General features: G+C 63.4%; 15 protein-coding genes and 1 tRNA gene. 11 read left to right on the plus strand and 5 right to left on the minus strand.

The window, feature by feature from the left end:
• Positions 1-2 precede the first annotated feature (2 nt).
• The 6 genes from ACFQ3C_RS15615 (at position 3) to ACFQ3C_RS15640 (ending at position 8,140) form a co-directional block, all read left to right on the plus strand.
• Positions 3-1,223, plus strand: a complete 1,221-nt coding sequence (locus tag ACFQ3C_RS15615; protein WP_380793698.1) for a cysteine desulfurase — start codon at positions 3-5, stop codon at positions 1,221-1,223.
• 69 nt (positions 1,224-1,292) lie between these two features.
• Positions 1,293-1,369, plus strand: a tRNA-Arg gene (locus ACFQ3C_RS15620).
• A 282-nt stretch (positions 1,370-1,651) separates the two neighbouring features.
• Positions 1,652-2,788 carry a TAXI family TRAP transporter solute-binding subunit gene (locus tag ACFQ3C_RS15625; RefSeq protein ID WP_380793700.1) on the plus strand — a complete coding sequence of 379 codons (1,137 nt, stop codon included), beginning with the start codon at positions 1,652-1,654 and terminating at the stop codon, positions 2,786-2,788.
• Between the two features lie 157 nt (positions 2,789-2,945).
• Complete coding sequence (locus tag ACFQ3C_RS15630; RefSeq protein WP_380793702.1) at positions 2,946-4,943, plus strand: TRAP transporter permease; 1,998 nt, start codon at positions 2,946-2,948, stop codon at positions 4,941-4,943.
• 44 nt (positions 4,944-4,987) lie between these two features.
• Positions 4,988-6,556, plus strand: coding sequence for a class I adenylate-forming enzyme family protein (locus tag ACFQ3C_RS15635; protein WP_380793704.1), 1,569 nt, complete (start codon positions 4,988-4,990; stop codon positions 6,554-6,556).
• 15 nt (positions 6,557-6,571) lie between these two features.
• The gene (locus ACFQ3C_RS15640) at positions 6,572-8,140 is read left to right on the plus strand and encodes an acetolactate synthase large subunit (protein ID WP_380793706.1); all 1,569 of its coding nucleotides are present in this window, start codon (positions 6,572-6,574) and stop codon (positions 8,138-8,140) included.
• A gap of 18 nt (positions 8,141-8,158) precedes the next feature.
• Here ACFQ3C_RS15640 and ACFQ3C_RS15645 read toward each other — a convergent pair whose 3' ends face one another.
• Both ACFQ3C_RS15645 and ACFQ3C_RS15650 read right to left on the minus strand, forming a co-directional pair.
• The gene (locus ACFQ3C_RS15645; RefSeq protein WP_380793708.1) at positions 8,159-9,703 is read right to left on the minus strand and encodes a fused MFS/spermidine synthase; all 1,545 of its coding nucleotides are present in this window, start codon (positions 9,701-9,703) and stop codon (positions 8,159-8,161) included.
• Between the two features lie 159 nt (positions 9,704-9,862).
• A complete protein-coding gene (locus tag ACFQ3C_RS15650) occupies positions 9,863-10,432 on the minus strand; it encodes a YcbK family protein (protein ID WP_380793710.1) in 570 nt (189 codons plus the stop codon).
• Between the two features lie 320 nt (positions 10,433-10,752).
• Between ACFQ3C_RS15650 and ACFQ3C_RS15655 the strand changes: the two genes are divergently transcribed.
• From ACFQ3C_RS15655 to ACFQ3C_RS15670, 4 genes are read left to right on the plus strand one after another with little or no spacing between them, the layout of a single operon-like run.
• On the plus strand, positions 10,753-12,456 hold the full coding sequence (locus tag ACFQ3C_RS15655; protein WP_380793712.1) for a L,D-transpeptidase family protein: 1,704 nt from the start codon (positions 10,753-10,755) through the stop codon (positions 12,454-12,456).
• Between the two features lie 28 nt (positions 12,457-12,484).
• Entirely contained in the window at positions 12,485-13,576 is a 1,092-nt protein-coding gene (lpxD, locus tag ACFQ3C_RS15660; protein ID WP_380793714.1) for a UDP-3-O-(3-hydroxymyristoyl)glucosamine N-acyltransferase, read from the plus strand.
• A gap of 57 nt (positions 13,577-13,633) precedes the next feature.
• A complete protein-coding gene (locus tag ACFQ3C_RS15665) occupies positions 13,634-13,897 on the plus strand; it encodes an acyl carrier protein (protein ID WP_380793716.1) in 264 nt (87 codons plus the stop codon).
• The gene (locus tag ACFQ3C_RS15670; protein ID WP_380793718.1) at positions 13,894-15,102 is read left to right on the plus strand and encodes a beta-ketoacyl-[acyl-carrier-protein] synthase family protein; all 1,209 of its coding nucleotides are present in this window, start codon (positions 13,894-13,896) and stop codon (positions 15,100-15,102) included. Before ACFQ3C_RS15665 ends, ACFQ3C_RS15670 begins: the two co-directional genes overlap by 4 nt.
• A gap of 79 nt (positions 15,103-15,181) precedes the next feature.
• On the opposite strand, the gene ACFQ3C_RS15675 is transcribed toward ACFQ3C_RS15670, so the two are convergent.
• Positions 15,182-15,790 carry an invasion associated locus B family protein gene (locus tag ACFQ3C_RS15675; protein ID WP_380793720.1) on the minus strand — a complete coding sequence of 203 codons (609 nt, stop codon included), beginning with the start codon at positions 15,788-15,790 and terminating at the stop codon, positions 15,182-15,184.
• 476 nt (positions 15,791-16,266) lie between these two features.
• Between ACFQ3C_RS15675 and ACFQ3C_RS15680 the strand changes: the two genes are divergently transcribed.
• Positions 16,267-17,823: a helicase HerA-like domain-containing protein gene (locus ACFQ3C_RS15680; protein WP_380793722.1), complete on the plus strand. Its 1,557-nt coding sequence runs from the start codon at positions 16,267-16,269 to the stop codon at positions 17,821-17,823.
• Positions 17,824-17,894: 71 nt separating this feature from the next.
• On the opposite strand, the gene ACFQ3C_RS15685 is transcribed toward ACFQ3C_RS15680, so the two are convergent.
• Together ACFQ3C_RS15685 and ACFQ3C_RS15690 are read right to left on the minus strand one after the other, a co-directional pair.
• Positions 17,895-19,196, minus strand: a complete 1,302-nt coding sequence (locus tag ACFQ3C_RS15685; protein WP_380793724.1) for a branched-chain amino acid ABC transporter permease — start codon at positions 19,194-19,196, stop codon at positions 17,895-17,897.
• On the minus strand, positions 19,193-20,203 hold the full coding sequence (locus ACFQ3C_RS15690; RefSeq protein WP_380793726.1) for a branched-chain amino acid ABC transporter permease: 1,011 nt from the start codon (positions 20,201-20,203) through the stop codon (positions 19,193-19,195). The genes ACFQ3C_RS15685 and ACFQ3C_RS15690 overlap by 4 nt, the downstream gene beginning before the upstream one ends.
• Position 20,204 lies beyond the last annotated feature (1 nt).

Genomic DNA, 20,204 nt, shown 5'->3' on the forward strand with positions numbered 1-20,204 from the left:
CCATGTATGATGTCGAAAAGATCCGCGCCGAATTTCCGATCCTGTCACGTCAGGTGAACGGCAAGCCGCTGGTCTATCTGGACAACGGCGCCTCGGCGCAGAAGCCGCGCGTTGTGATCGACGCGATCACGCAGGCCTATTCTCATGAATATGCGAATGTTCACAGGGGTTTGCATTATCTTTCGAACCTGGCCACCGACAATTACGAAAGGGTGCGCGGGATCGTCGCGCGCTTTCTGGGGGCCGGGTCCGAGGATGAGATCATCTTCAACTCGGGCACGACCGAGGGCATCAACATGGTCGCCTATGGCTGGGCCATGCCGCGGATGGAGGCGGGTGCCGAGATCATCCTGTCCATCATGGAACATCACGCCAATATCGTGCCCTGGCATTTCCTGCGCGAACGCCAAGGCGTGGTGATCAAATGGGTCGACGTTGATGCCAATGGCGCGCTGGACCCGGCCAAGGTGCTGGATGCGATCACGCCGCGCACCAAGCTGATCGCGGTCACCCATGTGTCCAACGTGTTGGGCACGGTGGTGGACGTCAAGACGATCTGCGCGGGGGCACGGGCCAAAGGCGTGCCCGTTCTGGTCGATGGCAGCCAGGCGGCGGTGCATATGCCGGTCGACGTGCAGGATATCGGATGCGACTTCTATGCCGTGACCGGCCACAAGCTTTACGGCCCCTCGGGCAGTGGTGCGATCTATGTCCGCAAGGACCGCATGGCCGAGATGCGCCCCTTCATCGGCGGCGGCGACATGATCCGCGAAGTGACCCGCGATACCGTCACCTATAACGATCCCCCCATGAAGTTCGAGGCGGGAACCCCCGGTATCGTGCAGACCATCGGCCTTGGCGTGGCGCTGGAATACATGATGGGTCTGGGAATGGACAATATCGCCGCCCATGAACGCGACCTGCGCGACTATGCGCGCACGCGTCTGGACGGGCTGAACTGGATCAGCGTGCAAGGCAGGACGCCCGACAAGGCCGCGATCTTTTCCTTCACGATGGAAGGGGCCGCCCACGCGCATGACATCTCGACCATCCTTGACAAAAAAGGGGTGGCCGTGCGCGCAGGGCAGCATTGTGCCGGTCCCTTGATGGATCATATGGGCGTGAACGCGACCTGCCGCGCCTCGTTCGGGCTTTATAACACCAGGGCCGAGGTCGATGTGCTGATCGACGCGCTGGAACTGGCGCACGAGCTTTTCGCCTGATCCGGCACCCGCGCGCGCCCCAAATACCGGTTGCGGGCGCGCGTTCTTTGTCCTATTCCACCCGCAGATGCACCCGTAGCTCAGCTGGATAGAGCGCTGCCCTCCGAAGGCAGAGGCCAGAGGTTCGAATCCTCTCGGGTGCGCCATTTCCCCCGAATATTGCGCGGCTGACAGTTCGACATACCGCTTCCGGCGGTCGATCGACATGCCCGCTTTTTCACGTCATGCGCCGCCATGCACGGGGCAGGGCCGGCTTGCGCCGTAATTTCAAAGAGTCATGATGGTTTCGGCGGGTTGACAGGGGTAGTGACCCGTCCCTATCGTAACCGCACTGCGAAATCTAATTCCGCAATTTCCGAGGAGGCCGCGATAGCGTGTCAGGAAACAGCGGACCCGTGTGTTTCGTTTGACAAAAAAGGGAGGACTTCATGAAACCGATTCTCGCCGCAGTTGCGGCTGTCACCTTGTCGGCCGGTGTGGCCGGCGCTCAGGGCATCGACCTGCCCAAACAGCTGTCCTGGACCGCGTATGATACCGGCTCGGCCGGCTATAACCAGGCCGTCGCCATTGGTGCGGCGCTTCAGGATGCAGCGGGTATCAATCTGCGGGTGCTGCCTGGCAAGAACGACGTGTCGCGCACGGAACCGCTGCGCCAGGGACGTGTCGATTTCTCGGCAACCGGCGTGGGCGGCAGCTTCATGGCCCAGGAAGGTGCCTTCGACTTCGGCGCCGAGAACTGGGGCCCCCAACCGATCCGCGTGCTGATGGCCAACAATGGCGGCGCGATCAACCTGGCCGTGGGCGTTGCCGGTGACGAAGGGATCGAAACCTTTGCCGACCTGAAGGGCAAGCGCGTGGCCTATATCGTCGGCGCACCCGCGCTGAACGTGAACACCGAAGCCTACCTGGCCTATGGTGGCCTGACCTGGGATGACGTGATCCGCGTGGAATTCGGAGGTTTCGGCGCCAGCTGGACCGGCCTGATCGAAGACCAGGTGGACGCGGCCTTTGCCTCGACCAATTCGGGCAAGGCCTATGAGGCGGCGGCCGGCCCGCGCGGCCTGTTCTGGCCGCCGATTGACCCGGCCAACACCGAAGGTCTGGCCGCGATGCAGAAAATCGCGCCCTTCTTCGCACCGAACCTTGCAACCGTAGGCGCCAATATCGACGGCACCCCCGGCTACCAGGGCGCGGGCTATCCCTATCCGGTGCTGATCGCGACGGATACCACCGCCGAAGACATGGCCTACAACATGACCAAGGCGATGGTGGAACTGTTCCCGGCCTATGACGGCAAGGCGCCCGGCATCGGCGGCTGGTCGATCGACAAGCAGGACATGGAATGGGTCGTGCCCTACCATGACGGGGCGATCCGCTTCTTCAAGGAAAAGGGTCTGTGGACCGATGCAGCCCAGGCGCACAACGATCGCCTGATCGAGCGTCAGGCCGTTCTCAAGGCGGCCTGGGATGCGCTGAAGGCCGAAGCCCCCGCCGAGTGGGAAGCCGCATGGGCCGAGGCACGCCGCAAGGCACTGGCCGACAACGGCTTCGACGTCGTGTTCTGAGAGGGCCATAATTGCCCATGGCCCGGCCGGAGGTTCTTCGGCCGGGCCTTCCTGATGACTGACCCCATTTCATCGCGGCGCCCCGACCTGCGGGAGGCCAGGCGCGCATGGCGCGCGACATGGCGCGCCGTGATCCCGAAAAGACCAAGGACAAGCCATGAGCAGTGCCAAACCCTCCGACAATGCCACGAAACCTGCGTTTGAAGAGGTCGCGATCGACGGCTCGACCCCGGCTGAGCGGATCGGCGGGATGGCGCGCTGGGTCGTGATCGGCGGGACCCTGGCGGGTCTGGTCCTGGTGGTGCACCAGCTTTTCAACCTGAAATTCATGGGGATCGTGCTGATCGACGGGCGCTATCTCTATATTCTGGGCGGGCTTTTCCTTGCGCTCAGTTTCCTGATCTTTCAGATGCGCGGCGGCAAGGGGGGGCAACCCACCATCCTGGACTGGATCCTGTTCGCCCTGTCCCTGGGATGCACGGCCTACCTGGGCCAGACAGCACAGATGAACCTGTCGCAGGGCTGGGAATATGCCGCCCCGATCGAGGCGCAATATGTCGCCATCGTGTTCTTCTTTCTGATCCTTGAGGCGACGCGCCGCGCGGGCGGTCTGGTCCTGTTCCTGATCGTGACGCTTTTCGCCTTCTATCCGACTTTCGCGGGCCATATGCCCGATCCTTTCACCGGATTTCAGAGCACTTTCATGCAGACGGTGCCCTATCACATCTTTTCGGCCGAAAGCAGCTTCGGCATTCCGATGAAGGCGTTCGGCGGCGTGGTGATCGGCTTCATCCTGTTCGGCGCGGTGTTGCAGCGCACAGGCGGGGGGCAGTTCTTCAATGACCTCGCACTGGGGCTGGTCGGGGGCTATCGGGGTGGCGCGGCCAAGGTGTCGATCTTCGCCAGCGGGTTCATGGGGTCGATGTCGGGCTCGGTGATCTCGAACGTGCTGACCACGGGGGCGGTGTCGATCCCCGCGATGCGCAAGACCGGCTTTTCCGCCAAGACCGCCGCCGCAACCGAGGCCTGCGCCTCGACCGGGGGCGTGCTGATGCCGCCGATCATGGGGGCCACGGCCTTCGTGATGGCCTCGTTCCTGTCGCGCCCTTATGTCGATATCGCGCTGGCCGCTGCCATTCCCAGCATCCTGTTCTATTGGGGCCTCTTCACCCAGATCGACGCCTATTCGGCCCGGCGCGGCCTGCGTGGCCTGCCCAAGCCCGACCTGCCGGTGCTGCGCGACGTGATGAAAGAGGGCTGGCCCTATATCTTCGTCTTCGCGCTGTTGCTGTTCATGATGATCGTGATGCGGCGCGAAACCTCGGCCCCGTTCTATGCCACGGTGCTGCTGCTGGTGGTGAACCAGTTCCGCGCCAGCCACAGGCTGGATCTGCAGAAACTGACCAACATGATCGTCGGCGTCGGGATGGGCCTGGCCGAACTGACCGCGATCCTGCTGGGCGTCGGCCTGATCGTGGGCTCGTTCTCGGCCACGGGTCTTGCGGGCACTTTGGTGAATGAACTGGTCTTCATCGCGGGTGACAATACGCTTGTGCTGGTGCTGATGGGCGCGATCACGGCCTTCATCTTCGGCATGGGGATGACGGTAACGGCCTGCTACATCTTTCTGGCCGTGGTGCTGGCCCCCGCGCTTGAGGCGGGCGGGCTGAACCAGTTAGCGGTGCATCTGTTCATCCTTTACTGGGGCATGGTCAGCTTCATAACGCCGCCCGTGGCGCTGGGGGCCTTCGCGGCCTCGACCATGGCCGGATCCAACCCGATCGCCACCGGCTTCGAGGCGATGCGCCTGGGCGGTGTGATCTACATCATGCCCTTCTTCTTCGTGCTGAACCCCGCGCTTGTCGGGCAGGCCCCGGCATGGGAGGTGGCGGTCGCGCTGTCCTGCGCCATGGTGGGCGTGCTGATGATCTCGGCCTCGTTGCAGGGCTATGTCAGCCTGGTCGGGCCGATCCGGGGGGCGATGGCGCTGCCGCTCAGGGTGATGCTGTTCATCGGCGGCGTGCTGATCGCCAAGCCCAAGACGGATCTGCTGGCGCTCAGCTACGGGGCATCCTTCCTGCTGGGCCTGGCGATCTGTGCCCTGCCGCTGTGGGTCGCCTGGCGCGCACGGCTTGCAGAGCCGCGCGTCGCCTGACACGATCGCGGCGACAAGACCCTCCGCAGAACCGGAAGACCCAGATGATCACGATCAACCCGCCCTCATCCGGCACCCCGCCGACGCGCAGCATTGTTGAAGCGATCCGTGACAATGCCCGCGCCCATCCTGAAAAGCTGGCCCTGGTCTGCGACCAGACGCGCCTGACCTGGGGCGCGTTCGACACGCAGATCAACCGCGCGGCCAACCTGCTGCTGGGGCAGGGGATGCAGAAGGGTGACCGGATCGCGATCCTGTCGCCCAATTCGGCCGATTACGCCGTGCTGTTCATGGGTATCCTGCGCGCGGGCGGCTGCGTCACGCCGCTGTCCACCATGGCGTCGGGCGAGGCGTTGCAAAAGATGCTGGCCGATTGCAGCGCGCGCGCGATTTTCGTGGCGGATCAATACCTTGATCTGGTGGCGGATTTCCTGGGCAACATGGAGATCGAGCGCTACGCGATGGATTTCACCGCCCCCGGCTACATCTCCATGACAGAGGCGCTGCAAGCGGCCCCCACCACAGATCCGATGGTGCCGATCGCGCTGAAGGATGCCTTCAACCTGATCTATTCCTCGGGCACCACGGGCACGCCAAAGGGTATCGTGCATGATCACTGGATGCGCGCGGCGCAGATGGACCGGGTGACGCCCAATGGCTATGACGACAACGCGCGCACGCTGATTTCGACGCCGCTTTATTCCAATACAACCATCGTGTCTTTCATCCCGACGCTGTTCGGGGGATCGACCGTCTACCTGATGCCCAAGTTTGACGCGCGCGAATACCTTGGCATCGTGCAGGCGGAACGTATCACCCACACCATGCTGGTGCCCGTACAATACAAGCGCATCATGGATGTGCCCGATTTCGATGGTTTCGATCTGTCCTCGATGCGGGTGAAATTCTCGACCTCGGCGCCGCTGCGGGCCGATGTGAAGGCGGATGTGCTGGCGCGCTTTCCCGGCAAGCTGATCGAATATTACGGCCTGACCGAAGGCGGCGGCGTCACGGTTCTTGTCGCGGATGAGCATCCCGACAAGCTGCATACCGTGGGCAAGCTGGCCCCCGGCAATGACATTCGCCTGATTGACGCCGAAGGCCGCGAAGTGCCGCAAGGCCAGGTCGGAGAGATCTGCGGCCGTGGCCCCACGATGATGGCGGGCTATTTCGGCCGCGATGACCTGACACGCGACTACATCTGGCGGAACGAGGCCGGCGAGGTCTATTTTCGCTCCGGTGACATGGGCCATTTCGATGCGGATGGGTTCCTGATCCTGTCGGACCGCAAGAAGGACATGATCATCTCGGGCGGGCTCAACATCTATGCCAATGACCTTGAACTGGTTCTGCTGGCCGACCCGGACGTGACCGATGCCGCCGTGATCGGTGTGCCATCCGAGCAATGGGGCGAGACGCCCTACGGCCTTGTGGTGTTACGCAAGGGGGCAAGCCGCAGCCTTGATGACATCCGCGCCGATGCCAATGCGAAACTGGGAAAAAGCCAGCGCCTGTCGGGGCTTGAGGCGCGGGATGACTTGCCGCGCTCGACCATCGGCAAGATCCTGAAACGCGAATTGCGCGCGCCCTTCTGGGCAGAGGCGCAGACCTGATCCGAAAGGCAAGACATGACCGATATGACTGACCCCGCCATGAACGGCGCCGAAAGCCTTGTTCACACGCTGCTGGCCGCCGGTGTGGACACCTGTTTTTCCAACCCCGGCACCTCCGAGATGCATTTCGTGGCGGCCCTTGACCATATTCCCGGCATGCGTTCGGTCCTGACCCTTCAGGAAGGTGTCGCGACAGGTGCGGCTGACGGCTATTACCGCATGGCGGGCAAGACCGCCTGCACATTGCTGCACCTGGGGCCGGGGCTGGCGAACGGCCTGTCGAACCTGCACAATGCCAAGAAGGCAGGGTCGGGCGTGCTCAACATCATCGGCGAACATGCCGAAACCCACATCACGCTGGACGCGCCGCTGACCTCGGACATCCAGGGGATCGCGCGGCCCGTGTCGCATTGGGTCCATACGTCAACGGATGTTGCCAGCCTGGGCCGGGATGCCGCGCAAGCGGTGCAGGCGGCCAATACCGCGCCGGGACAGGTCGCGGCCCTGATCCTGCCCAGCGATACCGCCTGGACCGAAGGCGGCGTGGTTGCCGCACCGCTGCCCGCGACCCCGCGCGCGGATTTCGACCGCAGCCAGCTGGAGGCAGCGATTGCCGCGCTGTCCGGGCCAGATAGCCTGCTGCTGCTGGGTGGCGCCGCGCTGACCGAGGCCAACCTGGACCTTGCCGGACGGATCAGTGCCGCGACGGGATGTGCATTGCTGTCCGAATGGGCCAATGCCCGGATGGAACGCGGGGCAGGGCGCGTCAGCGTCGCCCGCGTGCCTTACCCGATAGATCAGGCCCTGAAGGTGCTGGCCCCCTACAAACGGATCGTGCTGCTGGGCGCGCGCGCACCGATCGGGTTCTTCGCCTATCCCGGCAAGCCCGCCGTACTGACTGCTGACGGGGCGCAGATCATCACGCTGGCGGAAACCGGAAGTGATCTGGCCGGCGCGCTGGCCGCCCTGTGCGATGCCACAGGGGCCAAAGACAAGGCGCCGGCCCATGTGGCGGTGGCAAGCTTGCCGGACAAGCCGACCGGCCCGCTGAACCCGGATACCATTGCCGCACTGCTGGGCCGCGCCATTCCACAGGATGCGGTGATCGTGGACGAATCCGTGACCACGGGGCGCGGGTTCTTCAAGGCCACGCAGGGCGCGCCGCGCCATGTCTGGCTGAACAATTGCGGCGGGTCCATCGGTTACGGTCTGCCCGTCGCCATCGGGGCCGCGATTGCGGCGCCAGACCGGAAGATCATGGCGCTGACCGGCGACGGCTCGGCCATGTATACGCTTCAGGCCCTCTGGACCATGGCGCGGGAAAACCTGGATATCACCATCGTGATCTTCGCCAACCGTAGCTATCGCATCCTGCGCGGCGAATTGACGAATGTCGGCGTCGGCAATCCCGGCCCGCGCGCCATCGACATGCTGTCACTGGACCGCCCCAATCTGGACTGGGTGCAGATGTCGCGCGGCATGGGCGTCGAAGCCGAAGCCGTCAGCGATTGCGACGGGCTTGAGGCGGCGCTTCAGACCGGTCTTGCCAGTTCCGGCCCCTACCTGATCGAGGCGATCTTCTGATCCGGGCAAACCCTGCGATCAGTAGCTTTCCGCGCCGATCAACCGATCAATGGGCGCGTAATCGTCGGTCAGCACGATCGGCTTACGCAGCGCCTTGAGTTGCGCGACGGCCTTTGGCGGAATGCGCCCGAAAGTGATCGGCGCGGGCGACAAGCCTTGCAGCAGGTCTTTATCCGTCGGGCCGAAGCCTGCGGCGATGATGTTGATCATCCGCTCGCCGGGTTCGGGGCGACGCGCCTCGGTCCAGATCTCGACATGGGGGAAAACCTGCTCCAGCGTATGGACGAGTGACATCAGCGCAATCATCCTGTCGGCATGGTCGATGACGTTCATCAGATACACGCCATCCTCGGTCAGGTGATCGCGCACCAGTTCAAAGAATTCCTGCGTCACCAGATGCGCGGGCACGGCGATATCGGTGAAGGCATCGCCGATGATCACGTCATAGCGGCTGCCGTCGGTCCGCAGGGCGGCGCGGGCATCCTGGTTCAGGATCCGGGTATCCGTGGCATCGAACCAGAAATCGCGGATCGCCACTTCCGTCACGGTCGGGTCGATCTCGGCCACGGTCACATCCGGTTGCGGATCCAGCGTTGACCATTTGCGCGGCACGGTGAAAGTGCCGCCACCGATGAAAAACGCAGAAAAGTCGCTGCCCCCCATCCGTTCGCGCGCCAGAAGGTCCAGCAAGGCCGCATGATCGTAAAAGATCACGTCAGGCAGGTCGCGGGCCGACACGCCATGCACCAGATGGTCCAGCACCATCATCCGCACGGGGCTTTCGGGATTGGCCGAGACATCCTCGACCCGGATGCAGAAGTAATCGCTTTCCTCGGTGCAGGGCGATGGCTGTGCAACCGTGGCCCCGGCAAGCAGCAAGCCGACCAGCATTGCCAGCCCGGCCATCAGCATCCCCGACGGATCGCCCGCGCGCCGCGCCAGCCACAGCAGAAGAAGTGCGGACAGAAGATAGCACAGCGTGACCAGCGCCAGAGTGCCCACCGATCCCAGCCATGCCACAAAGACGAAACCCGCCAGCAAGGTGCCCAGAATGGCCCCGATCGCCCCCGAGGCGAACATCGCCCCCAGCGCCCGGCCCGAATGGTCCGGCGCCGCGGCAACTGAAATCTGCGCCAGCACCGGCGCCGGTATCCCCGCGAAGAACGAGGGCAGGAAAAACGCGATCATGCACAGCGCGACAATCGCGCCGATGGGATTGGCGATATGCGGCAGAAGGATATCGGCCCCGCTGCGCAGCACGAAAACGGCCAGTGCCGTGGTCACACCCGCGCCAAGCATCGACCAGCCTGTCCACAACAGGGCGCGCGGGGTCTGCATTTCGGCAATACGTCCACCGGCCCAGTGACCGGCGGAAAACCCGGCCAGCACCACCGCGATGATCGAGGTCCAGGTATAGAGCGACATGCCCACATAGGGCGCCAGCATGCGTCCCGCCACGATCTCGACCACCAGTGACGCGGCCGACACGACGGCCTGCAATGTCACCAGAAGGGCAACGCTGGGCAAGGCCGGGGTTTTGCCCCCGGTCAGGATTGCCGTCATCTGTGGGTCCTCCTCGGATCGGCCTTTTGAATGCAGTTGCGACAAAAGCAGATTCCCTGCAAGCGGGAAAATGCCGCACAGGCATTCAAAAACCCGCAGATGATCATCTGCGGGCTGAAACTAGACCTGAAGAACGGGATGCGCCGGTTGCGCTGTCGCTTACCGGCCCCAGTTGCGGATCGGACCGCAATCCATATGCACGAAATTCGACCGCGAATAGCTGCCCACGCCACCCGCGCGGCACGCCGCGGCGGCACGCGCCATCTGTCCCACGGACCGGGAAGCCAGGCGCAGGTCGGCCGCCTGTCCCTGAAGATGCAACGAGTTGCGCGCAACACCCGAGGAGTTGGAGCGCAGCATCGCGTTTGTCTTGGGGCTGCGATAGCCGGACAGAAGAAGATAGGGTTCGTTCACATCCAGCAGGTTATGCGCGGCGGCCATGATGTCGATGGTGCGCAGATCCATGTTCTTGATGTCGTTGGTCCGCCAGTCACGCATGAAATGATTGATCTCGGCGACGGCGTCCTTGATGTATTCACCTTCGACCCAGTAGATCGTGTCCAGCCTTTCGCCCGTCCGCCCGGAATACATCTTGATCCGCCGGATGTCGCCGCTACGCCGCAGAAAGCCCGCCGCATTGGAATAGGTCGGTGCCGCTGTCAGAGCTGTTGCCGCGAATGCACCCAGAAGGGCGCGCCGCGAAATGCTCGAGGAGGTGTCGTCAGTCATTGTACGCGTCTGTCCCGTCGCTTGCCTGTTGACCCGTGATGTTACACGGGTATCTGCCATCCATCCCCAGATGATGCGTAATCTATGGCAGATAAGGAATCGTGAACCAACCCGTGAATTTGCAGTTTTTGACCGCACAAGCCCTTTTCGGCAAAATATCGCCAATCGCGCCGGTCGCTTGCCGATTCTGCGCGAAGCGATGCAAGCCTGCACCACCCGTATGCCGCGAAACACCACATGACAAAATGTGAGTGGACAAACGCCACGCCTGTTTTCACATGTCAATACAAGGTTTTGATCTTTACTGAGTGAGGAACGCAATGTCTGGCGTCGTCATCGCCCCGAAAGCCCGGTTGTCCCATCATGTCCGCAGCGGATGGCTTGCGGCCGTCATTCTGCCGTTTTGCATCGCGGCAGGTGTCAACCTGGGCCATGCCCCCGCCGCGCAGGCGCAATCGCTGACCGCCGAACAGGTGCAGTCCCTCGCGCAGACGCGTGAAGACACGCGGATCGGGCTGTTCCGCCAGGCCATCGCGGAAGCCGCCGCAACGGATGGCGATATCGCCGCCTTCTACCGCGCGAATGGCTACACCCCGATCTGGACCGGCGCGTCCGAGGCCGATACCGCCCGGCGCCGCGCCCTGATGCTGGCCATCGCCGAGGCGCCCGCGCATGGTTTGCCCAGCCCCCGCTACAAGGGCGAGGCGCTGATGGAGGCGATGCAAAAGGCGCGCACCCCCCGCGAGCTGGGTCTGCTGGAGGTGGAGCTGTCGCGCAGCCTGCTGCGGATCGCACGCGATCTGCATTCCGGCATCATCGTGCCATCAGAGGTGGATCGCGGCATCGTCCGCAAGGTCACCTATCAGGATCGCTTTTCGGTGCTGAATGCCTTCTCGACAAGCAATCCCTCGGAATTCTTCCGGGCGCTTGCCCCGGCCACGGCGGAATACAACCGGCTGATGAAGGAAAAGATGCGGCTGGAGCAGTTGATGGGGCTTGGCGGCTGGGGGCCAACGGTTCCTGCCAAGACGCTCAGGCCCGGCGATAGCGGGCCGGAGGTCATCGCACTGCGTAACCGGCTGGTCGCGATGGGCTATCTCGATCGCAGCGCCAGCCTGACCTATGATGGCGCGATCCAGGCCGCGGTGCAGACCTTTCAGGTCGATCACGGCCTGACCGCGGATGGTGTGGCCGGCGACAGCACCCTGTCCCAGCTGAATGTCCCCGTCGAAGACCGGCTGAAAGCCGTGATCGTCGCGATGGAACGCGAACGCTGGCTGGGTGCGGAACGCGGCAAGCGGCATATCCTGGTCAACCTGACCGATTTCCAGTCCAAGATCATCGACGATGACAAGGTGACATTCCAGACCCGTTCGGTGATCGGTGCGGTCGATCCGGCCAAGCGTACCCCGGAATTCTCGGATATGATGACCTATCTCGAGATCAATCCAGACTGGACCGTGCCCACCGGCATCATCCAGCGCGATTACCTGCCGGCGCTGCAACGCAACCCCAACGCATTGTCGCATCTGCAGGTGACGGACGCGCGCGGGCGGGTCATTCCGCGTGGCAACATCGATTTCTCGCGCTACACGGCGCGCACCTTTCCCTACAACCTGCGCCAGCCGCCCAGCCGGTCGAACGCACTGGGAACGGTCAAGTTCATGTTCCCCAACCCTTACGCGATCTATCTGCACGACACCCCGGACAAAACCCTGTTTTCCCGCGAAAGCCGGGCCTATTCCAACGGCTGCGTGCGCCTGAACGATCCGCATGATTTCGCCTATGCGCTGCTGGCGCGGCAGGAGGTCGATCCGAAGACCTTCTTCAACACGATCCTGGATTCGGGCAAGCAGACGCGCGTCAACCTGATCGACCCGGTGCCGGTGCACCTGATCTACCGCACCGCCTTCACCAATGCGAAGGGGCGCACCAACTTCCGCGCCGATGTTTACGGGCGTGACGCAAAGATATGGGACGCACTGGAACGGGCAGGGGTGGAACTGCGCGCGGTTCAGGGGTAAATCTGCCCCGTCAGAAACGGGGGGCAGCATGACCTACACGGTAAAGGAAATCGCGGCGGCCCTTGGGGCCGAAGCGTTCGGCGCGGTGGATCTGCACATTGCCGCCGTGGCCGAGCCGGGCATGGCCGGCCCCGATGATCTGGCGCTGGCCATGTCGCCGAAATATGCCGAGGACCTGCCAAAGGGCCAGGCAAGGGCCGCGATGCTCTGGGCCGGGGCCGACTGGCGGGCGATGGGGCTGCAGGCCGCCATCGTGGCGCCGCGCCCCCGCTATGCGCTGTCCGGCCTCAGCGCGATGATGGACAGGGGCGAAGACTTCGGCTCAGGCATCCACCCATCGGCGGTGATCGACCCCTCTGCCGTACTTGGCGACGGCGTGACTGTCGGCGCGCTGGCGGTCATCGGACCGCGCGCCACCATCGGCGCGGGCGCGGTGATCGGCCCGCAAAGCTATATCGGGGCCGATGTGACGCTTGGCGCGCATGGCTTTCTGCGCGAAGGCGTGCGCCTTGGCGCGCGCGTCACGATCGGCGACCGGTTCTTTGCCCATCCCGGCGCCATCGTCGGCGCTGACGGCTTTTCCTTCGTGACGCCCGAACCCTCCGGCGTCGAAAAGGCACGCGCCACCCTGGGTGACCAGGGCACGGTGGCCGCGCAATCCTGGGCACGCATCCATTCGTTGGGCAGTGTCACCATCGGCGACGATGTGGAACTGGGCGCCAACAGCTGCATCGACCGTGGCACGGTCCGCGACACCCGCATCGGTGACCGGGTCAAGTTCGACAACCTGGTGCATATCGGCCATAATGTCGTGATCGGCAACGATTGCCTGATCTGCGGGCAGGTCGGCATCGCGGGATCGACCCAGGTGGGCAACAATGTCGTGCTGGCCGGCCAGACCGGGGTCGGCGACAACCTGTTCATCGGTGACAACGTGATCACCGGAGGCGCGACCAAGGTGATGTCCAACGTGCCGGCGGGCCGGGTCATGCTGGGCTATCCGGCCGTGAAAATGGACAGCCATATCGAAAGCTACAAGGCGCTGCGCCGGCTGCCGCGCCTGTTCCGTGACGTCGCAGCGATCCAGAAAGCTGTTTTCAAGTCTGACAAGAGTGACTAAATCGGCAGCGCAAGACCAGACCGGCCCAGGGCCGGCCCAAAGTTGAAGGGCGTTCACATGAGCATTCAGGACAAGGTCATCGCCATCATCGCCGAACAGGCCGTGCTGGAGCCTTCGGATGTGACGGTTGACAGCACCCTCCAGGACCTGGGCATCGACAGCCTGGGCCTGGTTGAAAGCATCTTCGCGATCGAGGAAGCCTTCGACATCACGATCCCCTTCAACGCAAACGAGCCCGAGAAATCGGATTTCGACATCTCCTCGGTCGCGGCCATCATCGCCGGCATCGAAAAACTGGTGGCAGAGCGGGACAGCGCGTGAAGCGGGTCGTCATCACCGGCGCCGGCACGATCAACGCGCTGGGACATGATGTGCCGCAAACCCTGGCCGCCATGCGCGAGGGGCGCTGCGGTATCGGCCAGCTTGAGTTTCGCGATGTCGAACGCTTGTCGATCCAGATCGGCGGCCAGATCAAGGGGTTCGAGGCCGAGGGCCATTTCAACCGCCAGCAGATGACCCTTTACGACCGGTTCACCCAGTTCACCCTGATGGCCGCGCGCGAGGCATTGGGACAGGCCGGGCTGGAATTCACCGGCGATCTGGCCAATCGGGCCGGGGTGGTGCTGGGCACGGCCGGCGGTGGCGTCAGCACATGGGACGACAATTACCGCGCCGTCTATGAGGAAGGGAAAAACCGCGTTCACCCCTTCGTGGTGCCCAAGCTGATGATGAATGCGGCGGCCTCTCATGTGTCGATGGAATACAATCTGCGGGGGCCCAGCTTCACGGTGTCCACCGCCTGCGCCTCATCCAATCACGCCATGGCGCAGGCCTTCCAGATGGTGCGCGCCGGGATGAGCCCGGTGATGATCACGGGCGGATCGGAATCGATGCTGTGTTTTGGCGGGATCAAGGCCTGGGAAGGGCTGCGCGTCATGTCCAAGGATGCATGCCGTCCGTTTTCGGCCAATCGCAACGGCATGGTGCAGGGCGAGGGGGCGGGGATCTTCGTCTTCGAGGAATTCGAACATGCCCGCGCGCGCGGGGCCGACATCATGGCCGAAGTCGTGGGCTTTGCCATGTCATCGGACGCCGCCGATATCGTCATGCCGTCCAAGCAGGGGGCGGCGCGCGCCATATCCGGCGCACTGCGGGATGCCGGAATCCCGGCTGACAAGGTCGGCTATATCAACGCCCATGGCACGGGCACGGCCGCCAATGACAAAACCGAATGCGCCGCGGTGGCCGATGTGTTCGGACCCCATGCGGACCGTCTGATGATTTCGTCCACCAAGTCGATGCACGGGCATCTGATCGGCGCCACCGGGGCGGTGGAACTGCTGGCCTGCATCATGGCCCTGCGCGATGGCGTGATTGCCCCCACGATCGGATACGAGGAATTCGACCCCGAATGCGCGCTGGATGTCGTCCCGAACGAAGCGCGCGAGGCATCGGTCGAGGTTGCCCTGTCGAATGCCTTTGCCTTTGGTGGCCTGAACGCAGTGCTGGCGCTGCGCCGGATCTGAACATTCCCTCATGGAAATGGCCGCCCTTTTGCGGGGCGGCCATGTCGGACTTGCAACGCAAGGCAGGAAAAGGCGCCGCTCACTCGGTCGGCACGGTCACCTTGTCGAAACCTGCCGTGAAACCCGTCAGCGACAGCTTCACCTCGACCCGTTCATCCGGGGCGACAAAGGGCACCAGCGTCACGGTGGCCGATGCGCCGCGCTTGTACGAGGCGACATCCTCGGCCGTCAGACCGATCCGCGCGTAGCACCCCTGACGATCACAAACCGAAAACGGGTAGCGTCTGGGCTGCTCGCCCGCGACGGTGATGGTCAGCTGTGCGGTCAGCAACGTCTCCAGAGGCACGGCAACCAGCGCACCCGCCACCGCCTGCCCACCGGCTGGCAGCTTGAAGATCCGCATGTTGGACACCTGGTTGCCTTCGTCGTCCATCATGGTCTGGAACAGCTGGCAGGGCTCTTCGCCTTCTTCCAGCTTCAGGCATTCCAGCGACCAGTCGCCGGATACTTCACGAATATAGGGCTGGCCGACCTTGGGGCCGTCCTGCACGGTTTCGCCCATGGCCAGGCCCTGATCAGCCGGGGCGGCCGGTGTCTCAGCCGGTGTCTCAGCCGTGGTCTGGGCGAAGGCCGGGCTGACCAGCGCCAGCGCCGCGATAAGAGAAATTCCTGTCAAAACTCTGGGCATGTGATCCCGTCCTGTTCCTGAAAACCAAGTTGACGGGGCTGTAACATGCCCGGTCGCCATTGTCAGTGCGGATCTGAACCAAAATCCGGGCAAAGGGCCGACGGGGCGGAAACCTGCCAATCTTCATCCACATGAAGATCGCCGCACAACCCCCGGGTGCAGCATAGAAAAAGGGACCCAAAGGTCCCCTTTTCCGACTTTTTTGCTCCCTGTCGGACTGGCCGACTTAGTCATTGCCGTCACGCTAATTTGAATCCCATCGTCGGTCAACAGGCAAGCGATCACAATTCTGACTTGATCCGAAAAAAGGCCGCATCCGAAGATGCGGCCAGTCTGACAGGGAGGAAAAGCCCCAAACCGCAAGGAAAGCAGTGCGGGGCAGGTTTCACTATGGCAGAAGAAAGTTAAGAATGTATCTTCGTATCGAATTGCGCGCAGGCGCATGCAGGTAAGGCAACAGTGACAAGGGGCAGGGCATGGATGATGCTATTTTTCTGGGTGGCGGTGGCGATGGATATGCCGAAAAGCAATGGCTGCTGCTGCGCTATGCCAATCGGCACGGGCTGATCGCCGGGGCCACCGGCACCGGCAAGACAGTGACCCTGCAGATTCTGGCGGAAGGATTTTCCGCCGCAGGCGTGCCGGTCTTCATGTCGGACGTGAAGGGGGACCTGTCCGGTCTGTCGATGCCCGGCGACTCGGCAGGAAAGCTGCACCAGCCGTTCAGCGAACGCGCGGTCAAGATCGGTTTCGACGATTTCGGCTATGGCGCCTTTCCCGTCACCTTCTGGGACATGTTCGGCCAGCAGGGTCACCCCGTACGCACCACCGTGGCCGAGATGGGCCCCTTGCTGCTGAGCCGGCTTCTGGAACTGACCGAAGCGCAGGAAGGTATCCTGAACATCGCGTTCCGGCTGGCCGATGAACAGGGCATGGCCCTGTTGGATCTGAAGGATCTTCAGGCCTTTCTGGTCTGGCTGGGCGAAAACCGGAACGAGGTGTCGCTGCGCTACGGCAATATCGCGGTCGCCTCAGTGGGTGCGATCCAGCGCCGGCTTATGGTGCTGGAAAACCAGGGGGGCACGCATTTCTTCGGCGAGCCCGCGCTGGAACTGGCCGACCTGATGCGCTGCGACGCGGATGGGCGCGGCATGGTCAATATCCTGGCCGCCGACCGGCTGATGCAAAGCCCGCGCCTTTACGCGACCTTCCTGCTGTGGCTGCTGTCGGAACTGTTCGAAACCCTGCCCGAGGTGGGTGATCCGGACAAACCCAGGCTGGTCTTCTTCTTCGACGAGGCGCATCTGCTGTTCAACGATGCGCCCAAAGCGCTGGTCGAAAAGGTCGAACAGGTGGCGCGCCTGATCCGGTCCAAGGGCGTGGGCGTCTATTTCATCACCCAAAGCCCCGGCGACGTGCCTGACACGATCCTTGGCCAGTTGGGCAACCGGGTGCAACATGCGCTGCGCGCCTTCACCGGCAAGGACCAGCAGGAACTGCGCCGCGCCGCAATGACCTATCGGACCAATCCGCGTTTCGACACGGAACAGGCGATCCGCGAGGTCGGTGTGGGCGAGGCCGTCACATCGGTGCTTGAGAAAAAGGGCATTCCCGGCATGGTCGAACGGACCCTGATCCGTCCGCCATCCTCGCAGATCGGGCCTGTGACGGCGGCGCAGCGTGCGGCGCTGATCCGCACATCGGACCTGTTCGGCAAGTATGAAACGCCACTGGATCGCGATTCCGCCTATGAGGCGCTCAAGCGTATTGCCGAAGAGGCCGCGCGCGAGGCCGAAGCGGCCGCCGCCGCCGAAGCCCGCGCCGCCGAGGAAGAGCGCGAATTCAAGGCCGCGCGCCGCTATCAGGCCGATGAGCCCGCAAGCCGCGGTCGCGCCACCACATCCCGCAGCCGCAGCCGCGAGCCCGAAGGCTTTGGCGAGGCTTTGGGCAATGCGGTGATCAAGGAACTGAAGGGCACGACAGGGCGGCGCATCGTGCGCGGCATCCTGGGCAGCCTGTTCCGCGGGCGCTGATCCCTGCCACAGAACGCAAAAGGCCCGTGCGGATCGCTCCGCGCGGGCCTTTTGACTGCGGGTGACCCCGGTTACTTTTCGGGGATCAGACCCCGCGGGCTGAACCGCAGCACCAGCAGTAGGATCAGCCCCATGGTGAACAGCCGCATATGCGCGGCACTTTCCATCAGATGCGTCTTGAGCGCGCCATCCGCCATGCCCGATGTCAGCGTGCTCATCAGCCACAGGCCGATCGGTTCCACCTGCACCCACAGGAACCAGATCAGGAACCCGCCAAGCACCGAGCCGAAGTTGTTGCCCGAACCGCCGACGATCACCATCACCCAGACCAGGAAGGTGAAGCGCAGCGGCTGATAGGTGCCGGGCGTCAACTGCCCGTCCAGCGTGGTCATCATCGCCCCGGCGATGCCGCAGATGGCCGACCCCAGGATGAAAACCTGAAGATGGCGGCGGGTGACATCCTTGCCCATCGCTTCGGCCGCAACCTCGTTGTCGCGGATCGCGCGCATCATCCGGCCCCATGGCGACTTCAGCGCCTTTTGCGCCATCCACAGCAGGATGAACAGCACCACGGCGAACAGGGCCGCATATTCCAGCTTGACGTAGATGGTCGAGGCGGTCACCGCATCAAGACCGAAACCCGCGGCCCGTTCGACGAATTCCGGATCGCGCTGAAGATCCACTTCAAGCGGAACGGGGCGGGGCAGGCCGATCACGTTCTTGACCCCGCGCGCCAGCCAGTCCTCGTTCTTCATCACGGCGATGATGATCTCGGCGATACCCAGCGTCGCGATCGCCAGATAGTCCGAGCGCAGACCCAGGGCGGTCTTGCCGATCACCCAGGCGACACCCGCCGCCAGCAGACCGCCCACCGGCCAGGCCAGCAGGATCGGCAGGCCAAGACCGCCGATATTGCCGGTCGATGCGGGGTTGATCGCCTCGACAGCCGCCACGCCCGGATCGAAGACAGCCCGGAACAGAAAGAAACCGCCGATCAGGATCGCCAGCACCGCAAGGCTGCGTACCCGGCCCTTGGGCAGGCGCGCCCAGGCCAGCACGGCCGCCACGATCGTTGCAGCCCCCATCAGCAGCCCCAGCACGATGCCCAGGCCGCCCGCCGCCCATGCGCCTTCCGTGGGCGGCATGGCGATCAGCACCGTCGCAAGCCCGCCAAGGGCCACGAACCCCATGATGCCGACGTTGAAAAGCCCCGCAAACCCCCATTGCAGGTTGACCCCCAGCGCCATGATCGCGCTGATCAGCCCCATGTTCAGGATCAGCAGTGCCGTGTTCCAGCTTTGCATCAAGCCGGTAATCACGATCAGCAGGGCGACCAGGGCAAACAGGCCCGTGTTCTTGACCATGGCGTTCATACCGATTTCCCCTTGAACAGGCCCGTCGGGCGGAACAGCAGCACGACCAGCAGGATGATGAAGCTGACCGCGAATTTGTAGTCGGTGGACAGAAGCTGCACCAATCCGTCAGGCCCCATGCCGTCGGGCAGCACATAGACAATGACCTTTTTCCAGGCATAGGTGATCGTCACCTCGGAAAAGGCGATGACGAACCCGCCCGCGATCGCGCCGACCGGGCTGCCCAGGCCACCGACGATGGCGCTGGCGAAGATCGGCAGCAGCAGCTGGAAATAGGTGAAGGCCTTGAAGCTCTTGTCCAGACCGTAAAGCGTGCCTGCCACAGTGGCCAGCGCAGCCACGATCACCCAGGTCACCACCACCACGCGTTCGGGGTTGATCCCCGACAGCAGGGCCAGATCCTCGTTGTCGGAATAGGCGCGCATGGATTTGCCGGTCCGGGTCTTGTTCAGAAACCAGAACAGCAGCGCCACGACGACAATGGCGGTGATCACGGTGATGCCCGTAGATGTACGGATCGCAAGCCCTTCCTCAAGCCCCGTCAACTCGCGGAAGGTCCGCGCCGAGATGATGAAACGCTCGCCATCCGAAAAGTTGTGATCGTCCGGCCCGATGATGAAGCGCACGACGCCGTTCATGATGAACATGACACCCATCGACACGATCACCAGGATCACGGGCTTGGCTTTCTGCGCGCGGTAGAAGCGATAGACCGCGCGGTCCGTCAGCAGCACGAAGGCCGCACATCCCGCGATGCCGAAGGGCAGAGCCAGAAGCGCCGTGGGCAAGACCCCCAGGCTGATACCCCAGGCCTGGAACAGCCATGTCACCAGGATGGTGACCATGGTGCCAAAGGCCATCGTGTCACCATGGGCGAAGTTGGAAAACCGCAGGATGCCGTAGATCAGCGTCACGCCAAGCGCGCCAAGCGCCAGCTGACTGCCATAGGCAATGGCCGGGATGATGACGAAATTCGCCAGCGTGATGAATGCGTTGAGAAGATCCATG

The sequence above is a fragment of the Seohaeicola saemankumensis genome (assembly GCF_042678485.1).
GTDB classification, from domain to species: domain Bacteria; phylum Pseudomonadota; class Alphaproteobacteria; order Rhodobacterales; family Rhodobacteraceae; genus Seohaeicola; species Seohaeicola saemankumensis.